Below are 15,218 nucleotides of genomic sequence, written 5' to 3' on the forward strand. Positions count from 1 at the left end.
CTGAGCGAAGTGTCAGGAATCACTTATTTAGACCAAGCTGTATTTACAGCTTGCATCTCGGTTAGAGAGGTTGCACTACCGCAACCTCCCCAACCCACTCACCCTGACCACCTCCCTCGTCACTGCCTCATCGAGCATGCCACGTCCCGTCTCCACCAGAGTCAGCCAGTCGCGCGCCCGGGTGATGCCGGTGTAGGCCAGCTCCCGGGTGAGGATGGGGTTGGGAGCGTCGGGGAGCAGCAGGGCGGTGTGGGTGAATTCCGAGCCCTGGGATTTGTGTACGGTCATGGCGAATACGGTTTCCACCGCTTGCAGGCGGCTGGGCAGTACCCACTTGATATCGCCGCTACCGTCGCTGGCAGGGAAGGCGACGCGCAGCAGGGTGCGGCCGGCCGTTTCACTGGCGCTGCGGGCTTCGGGCACGGCGAGGGTGATGCCGATATCGCCGTTCATCAGCCCCAGGCCGTAGTCGTTGCGGGTGACGAGCACCGGGCGGCCTTCGAACCAGCCCTGTTCCAGCTCCAGGTCGCTGGCCTTGAGCCAGCCGGCGCGGCGCAGGGCGCGGCCGATGCGCGGGTTCAGCCCTTCGATGCCCCAGGGGCCTTTCCTGAGTGCGCACAACAACTGGAAGTGGCCGTGGGCGGCGAGTACCTGGCGGGCCCAGTCGTCGTAGGGCTGGCGTTCGTCGCCTTCGCCGAAGAAGGGCTGGGCGGGGCGCTGTTGCTGCATCACGTCCAGGTAGTGAGCGTAGCCGCGGGGCGGGGCGATGGGCTCGCCGCGGCGGTCGTGGCGGCCTTCGCCGCTGTTGATGAAACCGGCCGGGTTGCCGTTTACCACCAGGCGATCCAGCGCCGGGTCGTCGGCGTCCGCCAGGGCGAGACGGGCGATGTCGGCGTAGCGTGACTCTTCATCAGTGCCATCAGTGCCGAAGATCTCGCGTACCGCGCGTTTCTTTTCCTTCTGTGCCTCTTTCTCGTTCTGCTCGGGTGCGAGCGGGCGGTTGACCGCTTCGGCGAGCTGGCCGATGCCGCTCTTGGCATCGAAGCGGTGGCTCACCCGCAGCATGGCGATGGCCTGGTCCAGCGGCTGGCCGCCTTCGTCGTGGTAGCGTTCGGGAATTGGCGTGCCGGTCACCCGTTGCAGCCAGTCGCAGGTGGCCGGGGTGTAGTGGCCGCCTTCGGCGCGTTGGCACAGGTCGCCGAGCACGGCGCCGGCCTCCACCGAGGCGAGCTGGTCCTTGTCGCCGAGCAGGATTAGCCGCGCCCTGGGCGGCAGGGCGGTGAGCACGGCGGCCATCATCTCGATATCCACCATCGAGGCTTCGTCGATCACCAGGGCGTCCAACGCCAGCGGGTTGCCGGCGTGGTGACGGAAGTGGCGGGTATCCGGCCGAGAGCCCAGCAATCTATGCAGCGTGGTGACTTCGGTGGGAATGCTGTCGCGCAGGGTTGAGATATCCACACCCTGTTGGCCCACGGCGGCGGCCAGTTCCACCAGCGAAAGCCCCTGCACCTGCTTGGCGATGGATTCGTTGAGCCGTGCGGCGGCCTTGCCGGTGGGAGCGGCCAGGCGAATGCGTAGCGGGCGTGGGGCGGTGCCGGCGGGTGCGGTTTCACCCAGGGCCAGAGCCTGCAGCAAGGCGAGCAGCTTGACCACGGTGGTGGTCTTGCCGGTGCCGGGGCCGCCGGTGATCACGGCGAAGCGCGAGCGGCTGGCCAGCGCACAGGCGGCCTGCTGCCAGTCGAGTTCATGCCCTGGGGTGAAGAGCGCCGCCAGCGCCCGGGCCAGGGTGACGGTATCGGCTTCTGCGTCGGTGGTGGCAGTAAGTCGGCTGCCGATCAGGTCGCGAATGTCCTGCTCGTACTGCCAGTAGCGGCGCAGATAGAGCCGCACGTTGCCGTCGCGTTCGCTGCGCACCAGTGGGGTGTTGCCCGGGGGTGCGTTGCCGTCCGCCGCCAGGGCAGGGTGGTGCAGGGCGTCGCGCCAGGTGGCGAGATCCAGCTCGGCCAGCAGATCGCTGGGCAGCGGCGGCGGGTCGCTGAGGTCGTCGCCTTCCGGCGGCAGCGAGAGCGCCAGGTCGGGAGCGGCGAGAGTCTGGGCGAGATCGAGGCACACGTGGCCGCGGCCAAGCTGATGGCTGGCCAGCGCCGTGGCGAGCAGCAGCAGGGGCGGGGCGTCGTTCACCTCGCGCTGGAAGAAGCTCGCCAGCGCCCGATCCAGCGCGCGCAGCCAGCCGCGCTCCACCCAGCGGTCGAGCAAGGCGAACAGCGCCTGGGTGTCGTGAAGCGCGGCTTGGGCGTTGCCCTGCGTGGCTTGGTGCGGTTCCGGCTCGGCTTGGGGCGGTTCAGGTTCGGCGCCCTCGTCGGCTGCTTGGTGGCTGCCTGCTGATTCCTCACCGAGATCGGCGAACAGGTCCGGGGTAGCGTCGTCGTGGTGCTTGCTGCGCTTGCTCATGCCGGCGCCTCCGTGGTGGTGCGGGTGCCTGCCGCTCGGGCGTCGCCTTGGAACAGTGCATCCAGCGCTTCGATCAGCTCCCGCGGGGGGCGCTCGGCATGTACGCCGCGGCTCTCCGCATTGGCGCCCCTGAGAAAGACGGTGAGCGAGCCGCCGATATGCCGGTCGTAATCGTAGCCCGGCAGGCGCGCCTTGAGCAGCCGGTGCAGGGCCAGCAGGTAGAGCGCGTACTGCAGGTCGTAGCGTTTGGCGGCCACCGCCTGACGCATGGCCTCCTGGCTGTAGGCGCTGTCGTCCGGCCCCAGATGGTTCGATTTCCAGTCGACCACGTAGTAGCGCCCCTCATGCTCGAACACCAGATCGATAAAGCCCTTGAGCATGCCGTTGAGGGTGTCGGCGTCCAGCGCGGGGCGAGGCAAGCCGGCACCTGTGCTGCGATCTGCGCTTAGATCGGGGCTAGGAAGTGTGTAAGCACTTACGAGGGCGTCCAGCCGACGGGTGTCGACCTGGCGCGAGGCGAACCAGAACTCCATCTCCACCTGATAGCTCGTCAGCGCTTCGAGCCTGAGGCTGCCCGCGCCATTGGGCAGCGGCAGCGGGGCGGCGAGCAGGGTGCCGAACCAGGCGTTCAGGGTGTTAAGCCACGGCTGCCAGCCGCGCACCTGACAACGCCGGGCGAGGGTGTCCTCGCGCAGGGCGGGGTCGCGGGCCACGCGGGCGAAGCCGTGCTCCCCGGCCCATTCGAGAATGCCGTGTAAGAAAGTACCGGGCCCGGGCCCCCTGGGAAATCGATGTAAGGAACGATCTGCGCTCGGCCATACGTCGTTACTCTCTCGTTCGAGATGCTCATTTACAGACACGTAAACTCCGCTCTCTCGCTCAAGAGTGCCTTGTCTGGCCGTCGCTCGATTGCGTTCATCGACGAGTGGTGACTTGTCGCGGGGCTCCTCCAATACTTCCAGTGCGGTGGCTTCCATGGCGGTGGCGGGTTCCGGCAGGATGCCGCTACGCTGCGCTTCGCTGTCATGGGGCTTAACAGGTGAGTCAGTCCTTACTGGGGCGCTGGCTGATTCTACTGTGACGATCTCGCCGGAGAGGCGCAGCGCCGAGTAGCTGGCGATCCACCAGTGCTCCCGAGCGGGGCGTGCGGGGGTACGTGCTTCGCCCAGGGCATCGTCGCGCTCGGTTTGGCGGACGATCTCGGCGTGGGCCGGCGGCGCCAGGGCGATCTCGATGGCGGCGCAGTTGCCCTTGAGCCTGGTGAGCGCTTCGCTGAATCCAGTGGGGCCGAGCAGGTCGCCGTTGGCCAGCAGCTGACCGATGGCGCTGCCTTCGCCGCCCTTGAGCGGGGCCATGCCGAGCCAGGTGGCGTGGCGGGCGCGGGTCAGCGCCACGTAGAGCTTGCGTAGGTCTTCTCCCAGGCGTTCGCGATCGACGGTGGCCAGGGTCTCGTCGTCGGCTTCCAGGCTGATGCGCAGGCGGCCCTCGGCGTCGTGCCAGCGCAGCGGCGAGTCGTCCTTCTTGGTGGCGCGGTGGTTGCAGATGAAGGGCAGGAACACCAGCGGGTACTCCAGCCCCTTGGACTTGTGAATGGTGATGACCTGCACCAGGTCGGCGTCACTCTCCAGGCGCAGCTTGTGGGTGTCGCCGTGGCCTTCGGGGTTGGCGATGGCCTCGGCGAGAAAGCGGATCAGCGCGTGTTCGCCGTCGAGCTCCTGGCTGGCGTGTTGCAATAATTCCCCTAAGTGCAGCAGGTCGGTAAGTACTCTCTCACCGTCGCTGGCAGGCCCCCAGGCGAGCAGCCGCTGCGCCACGTCGAAGTCGTGGATGATCTTGCGCACTAGCGGCAGCACGCCCTGGCGCTGCCACAGCCGGTGGTAGTCGCGGAACTGCAGCACGCGGCCTTCCCAGGCCAGTTCATCCTCGTTCAACTTATCCAGCGTGGTGATATCGAGTCCCAGCACCGAGGTGGCCAGGGCGGTACGCAGCAGCCGGTCGTCATCGGGTGCCGCGCAGGCGCGCAGCCAGGCGTCGAGCTGCGGGGCGACCGGTGAGGCGAAGACCTTGTCCTTGTCGGAGAGGTAGACGCTCTTCACCCCGCGTCGGGCCAGCGCCTGACGGATCGAGCGCGCCTCGCCCAAGCCGTTGACCAGCACCGCCATGTCGGAAGGCTTGAGCGGCTTGAGCGTTCCCTCTTCTTGAAACCCGGTGCGGTCGTTTAGCCCCTCGTTGAGCAGCTCCACCATGGTGGAGGCGCAGCGCTCGGCCATCTCCTGCTGGTAGGCGGTCTTGGAGAGCGGTTCGTCGCATTCGAGCTGCCACAGGGTCATGGCCGGCAGCGGCTGGCCCTGACGGGTAAGTGAGTCCTTGCGTCCTTTCGCTCCCACGGGCAGGAAGGGAACGGGATTCCCCTCGGGCGAATTGAACAGAAAGGCGCCGGGCGGATGCGCCTCGGCGAATTCGAAGCAGCGGTTCACGGCTTCGACCATCTCGCTGCTGGAGCGGAAGTTGGTGCCCAGGGTGACATGGCGGCCTTGGGTATCGCGGCGGGCGCGCAGATAGGTATGAATGTCGGCGCCGCGGAAGGCGTAGATCGCCTGCTTGGGATCGCCGATCAGAAATACTCCGCACTCCGGCCGGTTCTCGCGGATGCGGTACACGCAGTCAAAGATGCGGTACTGCACCGGGTCGGTGTCCTGGAACTCGTCGACCAGGGCGACCGGGAACTGGCGGCGGATCTGTGCGCCCAGCGCCTCGCGGTTGGGGCCGGTGAGCGCCCTATCGAGATGGGTGAGCAGCTCGTTGGGGCCCATCTCGGCGCGGCGCTCCTGCTCGCGGTCGAGCCGCGCCCGGCACCAGTGCACGGCGTGGGTGAGCAGGTCGGCGTAGGGATCGGGCAGGGCGTTGAGTTCGTCCTGCAAGGCTTCCAGCGCAGCCAGCGCCGGATGATCCGGCGGCTCGCCCTTGAGCCAAATATCGGCCATGCCTTGGGGCGTGAGGCGCTTCCAGGCGGCGTCGGTCAGGCCGGGCCAGGTGGCCTCCCCTTGGCACCATTCACGCAGGGCGCCGAGCCAGTTGGCGCGGCTCTTGGCGTTGAAGCTCTGGCCCTTGAAGGCTTTCTGCTGGGCGGCCTCTTCGAACAGCGCCTCGCACTCGTCCACCCACTTGGGCCAAGGCGCCTTGAGCTGGGCCAGGCGCTCGGCGGTTTCGCGGCTGGCGTTGGCGATGGTCTCGGCTGGGGGCGGGGCGTGCTTGTTCAGTGCCTCGGCTTCGGGCATCAGGCCGCGCACCGCCTGATGCAACTGCTCGGGCGTGCTCCAGTGGCGCACCACGGTGGCCAGCTCGTCGAGGTTGAGCGGGTAGTAGAAACTGCGCCAGTAGTCGCGCACCACCTCGAGTTCCAGCTCGGTCTGGTCGTTTTCCAGGTTGAGCGAGAACAGGCTGCCGCTGTCGAAGGCGTGCTCGCGCAGCATGCGATAGCACCAGCTGTGGATGGTAGAGACGGCGGCCTCGTCCATCCATTCGGCGGCGAGCTGCAGGCGTCGGGCGCAGGCGGGCCAGGTGGAGGGATCGTATTGATCGCGTAATTGAAGAAGTAGGGCGTCGCCCTCGGCACCTTCCATCGGTTGCAGAAAAACACTCGCTGCCTCGACCAGCCTTGCGCGAATCCGCTCGCGCAGCTCCTGGGTGGCGGCGTTGGTGAAGGTGACGACGAGGATCTCGGGCGGCGTGAGCGGGCGCTCGAAGGCGGCGGTATCGTCGGCCGAGCGGGCGCCGAGTACCAGGCGCACGTAGAGCAGGGCGATGGTGAAGGTCTTGCCCGTTCCCGCGCTGGCTTCGATCAGGCGGCTGCCGTGGAGCGGAAACGCCAAAGGATCTAACTGAGTGACCTCGCTCATGCCTGGCTCCCCGTTGCCTTCTTCCCGCTCTGTTTCTTGTCACCCTCTTTCTTGTCGCCTTTCACCGCCAGATGCACCGGGGCGAGCAGCCGTTCGGTGAGTTCGGCGAAGCCGAGCCTGTCCTGGCGGGCTTCATATAGCGCGGTGAAGCTGGGCCAGCGGTGGGCGAGGTAGGCGTTGCGGCCCGCCTCGCCGGCGTTGAAGTCGTCGCCGTTGTAGGCGCTGGTGGCGGCGCGCCAGGCGTCGCTATCGCGCTCGGTATCGGGCGTTCCCAATTTGCTCAGCCACACGAAGGCGGTGTCGCAGGCCAGCGGCAGCGGCATCTGCATACCGGCCTGCCAGGTGCGAACGATCTCGCGCAGCTGCTGGCGGGCCGCTTCCGGGTCGAGGGGTGGCAGGGTGACGTGGCCGGCCTTGGAGAGCAGCAGGCTGGTCATGGGCCTGTCGTTCAAATGCCCGGCTAGGTGCGCGACCCAGTGGCGCAGGATGTGCGACCAGCGGTACTTGCCCTTTTTGACCAGGCTGCTGCTGGCGAGCACCAGCCGGCAGCGCTCGCCGGTGGCGCTCTCGCGCAGTTCGTCGAGCCAGTCTTCGATGGGCGGGGCGCCGGGCGCGTCGAGCTGCACCGGCTCGGGCTCCTCGATGGCGCGGGGCCAGGCTTCCAGCGCTTCCTCGTAGGCTTCGAACAGTGCGTCCATCGGTTCGCTGAGCTGTTCGCGCATGCGTTCGCCAAAGGCGCCCATGGCCAGTACGCCTTGGCCCTGCAAACGGTCGAGGGTGTCGAGCAGCACGGGCAGGCGCTCGCGGCCTTCGTCCACGGCACGGCGCTGCTCGCGGATCAGCAGGTCCTGTAGCTGCCAGTTGGCGAGACCGTCCAGGTCGAAGGGCTCATGATCGAGGCTGACGATGTCCTCGCGTTCCAGGAAGACCTTGAGGCGCGTGGTGAAGAAGGCGCGGGCCGGGTCTCTCAAAAAGCTCCCTAGCTGAGTGATAGTCAGCGGGGTGTCCTGCGTGTATGGCGTCAGCTCGAGGGGCGCTGTTGCCGGGGCCGCTTCACCATGCACCTCGCGCCACTCGTGGGCGAAGGTGAACAGCCGCCTGGCGGCGACGCTGCGCTCGGTCTGTTGTGCCGCGCTGGGGAAGTAGGTGCGGCTGAACGGCTGCAGCGGGTGCTCGGTGGTGAGGGCGGCGAGCAGGTCGCTGCCATCGCTTGTGCGCCAGCCGGCCTGTAGATGATCGCGCAGCTGGCCGACCAGCACCGAGGGTGGCTTTTCGCTGTTGTCGACGATGCTGCGACCCACCCAGCTCACGTAGAGCTGCTCCCGGGCGGAGAGCAGCGCTTCCAGGAACAGGTAGCGGTCGTCCTCGCGGCGCGAGCGGTCGCCGGGGCGGTAGTCGCCGTTCATCAGGTCGAAGTCCATCGGCGGGTGGCTGCGCGGATAGTCGCCGTCGTTCATGCCCAGCAGGCACACCCGCTTGAAGGGAATGGCGCGCATCGGCATCAGGGTGGCGAAATTGACCGCGCCGGCCAGGAAGCGCTGCGACAGGCTCGGCTCGTCGATCTGGGCCAGCCAGTGCTCGCGCACTACCGAGAGCGGCAGGTCGCGGGTCAGCCCAGCCTCTTCGGCGCTCTCCTGCCATTCCTGTAGCTTCTGTTCGAGCTGGGCCAGCATCAGGCTGTCTTCCGGCGCTTCCGCCAGAAAGCTCGCTTCCAGCAGGGTGCGCAGGCGCGCTACCCAGCCGGCCACGTCGGTGGGCTCGCGCAGGCGGCGCCACTGCTGTTCCAGGGTTTCCAGTAGCGCGGCCAATGGGCCGGCCAGCGCCGCTTCCAGCCCGCCGATGTCGTCGAAGGGTTCGATGCCCTGCCACGGGCCGCTGGCGGCTTCGCCCACGGCGTAGCCCAGCAGCAGCCGGCGCAGGCCGAAGGCCCAGGTGTTCTGCTCCATGCCCGCGGGCAGGTCGAGGCTGCCGCGCTGGCCGGCGTCCAGCCCCCAGCGGATGCCGGCGCCCTCGATCCAGCGGCGCAGGGCGGGCACGTCCTGCTCGTCGATGCCGAAGCGGGCGCGCAGGGCGGGCACGTCGAGCAGGTCGAGCAGGTCGCTCACCGAGAGGCGCAGCTCCGGCAGGCGCAGCAGCTTTTCCAGCGCGATCAGCAGCGGAAGGCGGTGGCGGCTGCCCTGGTCGGAGAGGGTGAAGGGGATGTAGCGCGGGTCGTCGCGCTCCAGCTGCCCAAAGACGGCTTGTACGTGGGGCGCGTAGTGGTCGATGTCCGGCACCATCACGATCACGTCGCGGGGCTTGAGGTTCGGGTCGGCGCTGAAGGCGGCGAGCAGCTGGTCGTGGAGAATTTCCACTTCGCGCTGGGGGCTGTGTGCGGCGTGGAAAACGAGGGAGTCGTCGCGGCTCGGGTCCACCGCCGGCCAGGTCTCGCGGGTCTCGTGCAGCGGGCGCAGCTCGCGAATGTCGTCCTGCAACTGCTGCAGCAACCGGCCTTCGCTTTTGCGCACGAAGGGCTCGAACAGGTCGATGCGCAACGAGTCGGCCCGGAACAAGGCCTCGTACTGCTGGGCGTCGTCGTGCTCGTCGAGCAGGCGCAGGTAGTCGCGGCCCTGCTTGCCCCAGGCGGCCAGCAGCGGCTGGGCGTGCAGGTGCAAGGCGCTCTCGCCGTCTCCATCGCCGAGCACATCGAGTCGCTCGGGCATGCCGGCCTTGCGCCGTTGGCGGTAGCGCTGGGCGCGGAGCAGGTCCTTGTGTTCGATGATGTCGGCCCAGTAGTGCTGGCAGGGGTTGTGCACGCACAGCACCACCTGGCAGCAGCGGGCGATGGCGGCCAGGGCTTCCAGCGCCTGCTGGGGCAGCGACGAGATGCCGAACACCATCACCCGCCGCGGCAGGCCGGGGGGGCGGTTGTTGCAATCGAGCGAGCGCGCCGCCTCGAGGAAGCGCCGGTGCACCATGGCGCGGCTGGAGGCCACGCCGTCGTCGCCTACGTCCTCGGCAACGCTTTTCACCACGGCCCGCCACAGGGCCGGCTGCCAGCGCTGGGTGTCGTCGATAGGGCGGGCCTCGCCGCGGGCGGAGATCAGCACGTCCTCGCCGCGAGCCCAGGCCTCGAGCCAGTCGGCGCGGTACACCTGGTACTGGTCGAGCAGGTCGGCCAGGCGCTCGGCGAGCTGGTGATGCTTGCGCAGGTCGCTGTCGCCTTCGAGGAAGCGGCGCAGCGGAGCGAACTCGTCGCGCGGCATCAGTTCCGGCAGCAGGCGCAGCAGCCGCCACAGCAGCCGTGACTTGTCGAAGGGCGAGGTGGCCGGCACCGCGTTGGGGTCGTCTTCCACGTGGTTGAGCACGGCGCGGTAGGCCTGCCACAGGAAGCGCGCCGGCAGGGTGACGTCGAGCGCGGCGGCGATGCCGCTGCCGCCGTCGGCCTCGTCGGCGGCCAGCGCCAGCTTCATCCATTGGCCGATGCCGTTGCTCTGCACCAGGATCGTCTCGTTCTCCAGCGGTGCCAGCGGGTGGCGCTTCATCCACTCCACCGCCACGCCGCGCAGATCCTCCAGGCGATTGCCGTGAACGACCATGAAGCCGGGGGGGAGCGTATTCTCCTGGGAAGCTGCGAACGGCATGGCGGGTCCTTGCTGCAAACTTGAATACAGTTTTGCAGTTTTACAGGTTTACGCTTTTACCGTCATGCGCTTCCAAGCCGAGACGCCTCTACGGATAGGCGCTTGTCTGGCAGGGAGCGCTGAGGCATGGTCTGGAGATCGTGCATTGCACTTCTTCATCAGAGACGGCCATGGCCTACGATCTCAGCGAACGCTTGGTAATCGGGCTGGCATCCAGCGCCTTGTTCGATCTCGAGGAATCCGATCGGGTCTTTCGCGAGCAGGGCGAGGCGTCCTATCGCATCTATCAGCGTGACAACGAGAACAAACCGTTAAGCACTGGCGTTGCCTTCCCGTTTATCAAGCGTCTGCTGTCGTTGAACGAGCTGAGCCCGGACAACCCGCCCATCGAGGTGGTGCTGCTCTCGCGCAACGATCCGGAAACCGGGCTGCGGGTCATGAAGTCGATCGAGCACCATGAGCTGGGCATCACACGGGCCATCTTCCTGCAAGGGCGTTACCCCCATCGCTTCATTCCGGCGTTGAACATCAGCCTCTTTCTGTCCGCCAATCGCCAGGACGTCGACCAGGCGATCCTGGCCGGGCATCCGGCGGGGCAGGTGCTGTCGTCGGGCGACCTCGACCTGACCGACGAGGAGGAGCTGCGCATAGCCTTCGACTTCGATGGCGTGCTGGTCACCGACGAGTCCGAAACCATCTACCAGCAGCAGGGGATCGATGCCTTTCACGCGTATGAGCGGGCCAATGCCCAGGTGCCGCCCGAGGCGGGCTTGCTGGCTGTTTTCCTGCGCAAGCTGGCACATATCCAGATGCTGGAGAAGCAGCGCGAAGAGGAAACGCAGGGAGCCTATCGACCCAAGGTCAGGGTCTCCATCGTCACCGCCCGCAACGCGCCGGCCCATGAGCGGGTCATCCATACCATGCGTAGCTGGGGCGTGACCGTCAACGAGGCCTATTTCCTCGGCGGCATCGCCAAGGAGCACGTTCTCGGCATCATCAAGCCGCATATCTTCTTCGACGACCAGGCATCCCATCTCTCGGCCACCAGCGATATTCTGCCGTCGGTACATGTGCCGTTCGGCCAGCTCAATCAAGGCTTGGGCGTGAGTGAGGCAGGTGCCGTTCGGTCAGGTCATCCATCGCCGGAAGGGGATCCTTCATGAGTGACTATCTGTTGGAAGAGTCACCGCTGAGCAGCGGGGCCATCTATCGTCTGCTCTGCGGTACCATCTGCCCGCGCCCCATCGCCTGGGTCTCGACGCATGATCGCGACGGTAACACCAACCTGGCGCCGTTCTCCTTCTTCAACGTGGTGAGCGTGGCGCCGCCGGTGCTGGGCTTCTCGCCGCTGCTCAACGGCGAGGGTCAGCCCAAGGACACCATTCGCAACCTGGAGCAGGTGCCGGAGTGTGTGGTGCACATCAGTGGTGAGGCACTGGTCAACGAGATGAACGCCACCAGCGCCAGCTTGCCGGCAGGAGAGGATGAGTTCGCCCTGGCGGGGCTGGAGAAGGTGACCATGCCGGGACTCTCGGTGCCGCGAGTAGCGGCGGCGCCGGTGGCCTTCGGCTGTCGGCTGCGCGAGATCGTGCGCTTCGGCGACCAGCCCATGGCGGGCTGTCTGGTGCTGGCGGAGGTGGTGTCGATTCACATCGACGATGCCATCTGGAACGGCCGTCACGTGAGCGTCGAGGCACTCAAGCCCATCGGGAGGATGGCGGGCAGCGACTATGCCCGTACGACCGACCTGTTCGGGCTGGAGCGGCCGACGTGAGATGCCGGTTCCACGGCGACAGGATCTTGCCCATGCCCGCCTCAGTCGTCTGCGTGCAGTCGGCGCCAGCGCTGCGGGGTCATGCCCAGCCGTCGGTGAAAGTGGCGGGTGAAGTGCGACTGGTCGTAGAAGCCGCATTCGTGCGCGATGCTCGAAAGCGGCTCGGCACTGGAGCGCATCATCTCGCAGGCCTTCAGCAGGCGATGTCTCGTCACATAGGCCAGCGGCGACTCGCCAAAGGTGTGCGTGAAGGCGTGTGAGAAATGGCTGAGGCTGAGACGGGCCTCGCAGGCCATGTCGGTGACACGGATCGTCGAGCCCAGATGCTGTTCGACGAAGGCAACCACGCGCTTGACCTGCCAACTGACCAGGCCACCGTGCACGGGCGGCTTCGGCCCGGCTTCCGATGGGGGCTGGGTGAGCAGGTTCATGGCCAGCACCAGGCTGGCACGTGCTGCTTGCTGATTTCTTGGCAGGGCGGCTTCGGCATCATCCAGAAGCCTTATCAACTGATCCCGCAGATCTACCAAGGCGGTAGGTGGATCGGGCCTGCTCGTAAGCGGAATCATCGTTTTGCTCCCGAGCGATTCGGAAGTCCCGGCGGCGACTGATGTGGATGCCGCTCGGCGGCTTGGCCTGGGTTAGAGTCCGATTAACAGTATAGGCCTGTGCCAGCGACCACCCGACATCAATCTCCTCGCGTGAGGAAAGTGAAAGATCTCCTATCGACACGAATGCCGAAGCATTCGAGTCGATAGGGTTGGCTCAGTGATCCTTATAGTGATCTTCATACTCCTCACGGGACAGCAATCCATCGAAGTTGCGGTCCAGGGAGCCGAAGCTGGCTGCCATGGCGGCTCGGGAGGCCTCGGCAACCGTGATATATCCGTTATGGTCAGTATCGATTTCATCGAAACTGCTCACCACGTTAGGGCGCGCGCTGGTGCCGGCTTGTGCGGTCTGGAAGAGGTTGTCCTCCGGAGAGGGACGCTCCGCCAGCGCGGCGCCCGGCACCGCCGCCAAGGCAAGGCAAAGTGCAATAATGGACAGTCTCATGACGACCTCCTGTCATGTTCGAAGCGGATGATCGAACCGACGAGCTGAACTCGTCGCCTAGAGCATGGCGCCATGTGACCGCCCAGGCTTGCCCGGACTGGCTGCGTTTGGCACGTTTCTGCTGTGCCAAGCGATGAACGTTGTCATGCCTGAGTGCCAGGCTTAGCCGCCGCGATCAAAGCCCGCCGCTGAGCTTCTTCTCCACCAGCTCCAGGCGGTCCTGCCCCCAGAAAGGCTCGCCTTCCACGTCATACCATGGAACGCCGAAGCAGCCGGCGGCGATGGCTTGCTCGCAGGCCGCGTCGAGGCGCTGCTGCCCTTGACTCTCCGACTCATCCAATAGCGCCTGGCCATCCAGGCCGCAGGCATCGGCGATCTCACGCAGGGTGGCGAGGTCGGCAATATCGCGCTCCTCGGTCCAGCAGGCTCGCAGTATGGCAAGCGAGAGTTCGGCGATATCGTGCCCCCGAGCCTTGGCGGTCAGTGCCAGACGCGCTGCCGGTCGGTCGTCGGTGGGGAAGTGCTTGGGTTCCACATTGAGCGGTACGCCAAGCACTTGCTTCCAGCGCCTCAGTTCCACCAGACGGTAGGCCTGACGTTCAGGGGCGCGCTTGGCCAGCGGTAGACCACCGGTATTGGGGAATACCTGGCTTAGCGTGATCGGCACGTAGTCGATGGTGGCGCCGTGGCGGGCGGCCATCTCGCCGAGCCGGGCATGACCGAGGTAAGTCCAAGGTGATACCAGGCTCAGGTAGTAGGTGATGTGCTTGGGCATGGGGTGTTGCCTCATGGGTTGCTCAAGGGGTTCACGAAGACTAGACCAGCATGCCCCGGCGAGTGGGCGGACCGAGCGAATGCCGCCGGTGGCTGTCCCCCGGCGGCGCTTGCACGTGGGTGCATTCGCTTACTCCGCTTCCGGCGGCACCAGCTCCTCCGGCACTTCGATGCCGATCTCGCGGTAGTAGCGCAGCGCGCCCGCATGCAGCGGCGTGGCGGTGTTCTCCGCCGAGATTTCCGGCGTCATGCCCTGGGCCGGGGCGAAGGTCTGGCCCAGTCGCTCGATGTTTTCCCAATAGGCGCGGGTGAACTCGTAGGCGGCATCCTCGGAGAGGTCGCTGGTGGCGGCGATGCCGATGTAGGTGCCCAGGGTGGTGGCCGCCGGCATGTCGCGGTAGGTGCCCTCGGGAATCTCGGTGGCGGAGAGGAACGGCAGCGCCTCGGTGGCGGTGGCGACCTGCTCGTCGGTCAGCGAGAGCACTCGCAGCGGACGCGAGGAGTGCACCTCGGTGAAGGCCGGAATCGGCGGAATGCCGTTGTAGCTGAAGCCGACGATGCGCCCGTCGACCACGGCGTCGGCGGCGTCCGACATGCTCATGCGCTGGAAGTCCGGCGCGATGCCCAGGGCATCGAACACCAGCTCGGTGATGTACTCGCCGCCGCCGCCGATGCTGCTGGGGTTGAAGCGCGCCCCGTCCAGATCCTCGAAGGTTTCGATGCCGCTGTCCTGGCGCACCGCCCAGTGCATGGTCGAAGGTGCCACCCACAGCACCATGCGCATCTGGTCGATGGCATCGTTCTCGTAGCGCCCAGTGCCGGTGTAGGCCTCATAGGCACCCGGTGCATCGATCAGACCCAGGTCGATCTCGCCGCGACCGAGGCGAATGGCGTTCTCCCGCGAACCGCCGGTCTCGCGCACCGAAATCTCGAGGGGCGAATCGGCGCTGACCAGCCGCGAGAGCTCCGAGAAACCGAAGTACCAACCGGAAGCCGCCGGGGCCACGCCGATGCTGACGGCCTCCTGGGCCGTTGCCGGCGCAGCCAGGCCGACGGCGAGCGCCGCCGCGGCAAGCGGCTTGAGGGCAGGCTGGAGTGAGCGGAACATTTTCATGGCGTGTACCTCCTTGCTTGTCATTGTGTTGTGTTGTGATTGTGGTTATCGCTTGTCGTGGTGGTCATCGCTTTTCGGGGTAGTTATCGGCCCTGCTCTTCGCGATAGGCGGCGATCACCTCGCGGGCCACGCGCAGACCGTCGATGGCGGCGGGAAAGCCGCAGTAGGGCACGCACTGCAGCAGCACCTCGCGGATCTCCTCCTCGCTGCAGCCGTTGTTGAGCGCCCCGCGCAGGTGCACCTTGAGCTCATGAGGCCGGTTGAGCGCCACCAGCATGCCGATGTTGATCAGGCTGCGGGTGGGGCGGGCGAGCCCCGGGCGGTTCCAGATGTCGTTCCAGCAGTTGCGCGTGACCAGCTCCTGCATCGGCCAGCTGAAGTCATCCACCTGGGAGAGGGCGGCATCCACGTAGTCATTGCCCAGCACTTCGCGGCGAGTGGCGAGCCCTGCCTGATCGAGACTCTCTTGACGTGAGGTATTGGCCTGACGTGAGGGCTTGTCTTGGCGTGAGGTCATGGGGTG

General features: G+C 66.6%; 10 protein-coding genes. 2 read left to right on the top strand and 8 right to left on the bottom strand.

The window, feature by feature from the left end; all coding sequences use genetic code 11:
* Nucleotides 1–75: 75 nt before the first annotated feature.
* From recD to recC, 3 genes are read right to left on the bottom strand one after another with little or no spacing between them, the layout of a single operon-like run.
* The gene (gene recD, locus HOP53_RS10290; RefSeq protein WP_234269948.1) at nt 76–2,454 is read right to left on the bottom strand and encodes an exodeoxyribonuclease V subunit alpha; all 2,379 of its coding nucleotides are present in this window, start codon (nt 2,452–2,454) and stop codon (nt 76–78) included.
* A complete protein-coding gene (recB, locus tag HOP53_RS10295; protein ID WP_234269949.1) occupies nt 2,451–6,353 on the bottom strand; it encodes an exodeoxyribonuclease V subunit beta in 3,903 nt (1,300 codons plus the stop codon). The genes recD and recB overlap by 4 nt, the downstream gene beginning before the upstream one ends.
* Complete coding sequence (gene recC, locus HOP53_RS10300) at nt 6,350–9,976, bottom strand: exodeoxyribonuclease V subunit gamma (RefSeq protein WP_234269950.1); 3,627 nt, start codon at nt 9,974–9,976, stop codon at nt 6,350–6,352. The genes recB and recC overlap by 4 nt, the downstream gene beginning before the upstream one ends.
* A 170-nt stretch (nt 9,977–10,146) precedes the next feature.
* Here recC and HOP53_RS10305 point away from each other — a divergent pair, with 170 nt between their 5' ends.
* Together HOP53_RS10305 and HOP53_RS10310 are read left to right on the top strand one after the other, a co-directional pair.
* The gene (locus tag HOP53_RS10305) at nt 10,147–11,139 is read left to right on the top strand and encodes a 5'-nucleotidase (protein ID WP_234269951.1); all 993 of its coding nucleotides are present in this window, start codon (nt 10,147–10,149) and stop codon (nt 11,137–11,139) included.
* Nucleotides 11,136–11,750, top strand: a complete 615-nt coding sequence (locus HOP53_RS10310) for a flavin reductase family protein (RefSeq protein ID WP_234269952.1) — start codon at nt 11,136–11,138, stop codon at nt 11,748–11,750. Before HOP53_RS10305 ends, HOP53_RS10310 begins: the two co-directional genes overlap by 4 nt.
* A gap of 41 nt (nt 11,751–11,791) precedes the next feature.
* Here HOP53_RS10310 and HOP53_RS10315 read toward each other — a convergent pair whose 3' ends face one another.
* The 5 genes from HOP53_RS10315 to HOP53_RS10335 all read right to left on the bottom strand — a co-directional run bounded on the left by HOP53_RS10315 (nt 11,792) and on the right by HOP53_RS10335 (nt 15,212).
* The gene (locus HOP53_RS10315; protein ID WP_234269953.1) at nt 11,792–12,319 is read right to left on the bottom strand and encodes a helix-turn-helix domain-containing protein; all 528 of its coding nucleotides are present in this window, start codon (nt 12,317–12,319) and stop codon (nt 11,792–11,794) included.
* A gap of 196 nt (nt 12,320–12,515) precedes the next feature.
* A complete protein-coding gene (locus HOP53_RS10320; protein WP_234269954.1) occupies nt 12,516–12,806 on the bottom strand; it encodes an EF-hand domain-containing protein in 291 nt (96 codons plus the stop codon).
* Nucleotides 12,807–12,981: 175 nt separating this feature from the next.
* Entirely contained in the window at nt 12,982–13,581 is a 600-nt protein-coding gene (locus HOP53_RS10325) for a 2-hydroxychromene-2-carboxylate isomerase (RefSeq protein WP_234269955.1), read from the bottom strand.
* A gap of 129 nt (nt 13,582–13,710) precedes the next feature.
* Nucleotides 13,711–14,694: a TAXI family TRAP transporter solute-binding subunit gene (locus HOP53_RS10330; protein WP_234269956.1), complete on the bottom strand. Its 984-nt coding sequence runs from the start codon at nt 14,692–14,694 to the stop codon at nt 13,711–13,713.
* An 83-nt stretch (nt 14,695–14,777) separates the two neighbouring features.
* Nucleotides 14,778–15,212, bottom strand: a complete 435-nt coding sequence (locus HOP53_RS10335; protein WP_234269957.1) for a carboxymuconolactone decarboxylase family protein — start codon at nt 15,210–15,212, stop codon at nt 14,778–14,780.
* Nucleotides 15,213–15,218 lie beyond the last annotated feature (6 nt).

This window comes from Billgrantia ethanolica, assembly GCF_021404305.1.
GTDB classification, from domain to species: domain Bacteria; phylum Pseudomonadota; class Gammaproteobacteria; order Pseudomonadales; family Halomonadaceae; genus Halomonas; species Halomonas ethanolica.

Excerpts from the sequence above, each read along its gene's own strand:
- HOP53_RS10315 (WP_234269953.1), bottom strand. The coding sequence starts at position 12,319 with ATGATTCCGCTTACGAGCAGGCCCGATCCACCTACCGCCTTGGTAGAT.
- HOP53_RS10325 (WP_234269955.1), bottom strand. The coding sequence starts at position 13,581 with ATGCCCAAGCACATCACCTACTACCTGAGCCTGGTATCACCTTGGACT.
- recD (WP_234269948.1), bottom strand. The coding sequence starts at position 2,454 with ATGAGCAAGCGCAGCAAGCACCACGACGACGCTACCCCGGACCTGTTC.
- HOP53_RS10335 (WP_234269957.1), bottom strand. The coding sequence starts at position 15,212 with ATGACCTCACGCCAAGACAAGCCCTCACGTCAGGCCAATACCTCACGT.
- recC (WP_234269950.1), bottom strand. The coding sequence starts at position 9,976 with ATGCCGTTCGCAGCTTCCCAGGAGAATACGCTCCCCCCCGGCTTCATG.
- HOP53_RS10320 (WP_234269954.1), bottom strand. The coding sequence starts at position 12,806 with ATGAGACTGTCCATTATTGCACTTTGCCTTGCCTTGGCGGCGGTGCCG.
- HOP53_RS10310 (WP_234269952.1), top strand. The coding sequence starts at position 11,136 with ATGAGTGACTATCTGTTGGAAGAGTCACCGCTGAGCAGCGGGGCCATC.
- recB (WP_234269949.1), bottom strand. The coding sequence starts at position 6,353 with ATGAGCGAGGTCACTCAGTTAGATCCTTTGGCGTTTCCGCTCCACGGC.
- HOP53_RS10305 (WP_234269951.1), top strand. The coding sequence starts at position 10,147 with ATGGCCTACGATCTCAGCGAACGCTTGGTAATCGGGCTGGCATCCAGC.
- HOP53_RS10330 (WP_234269956.1), bottom strand. The coding sequence starts at position 14,694 with ATGAAAATGTTCCGCTCACTCCAGCCTGCCCTCAAGCCGCTTGCCGCG.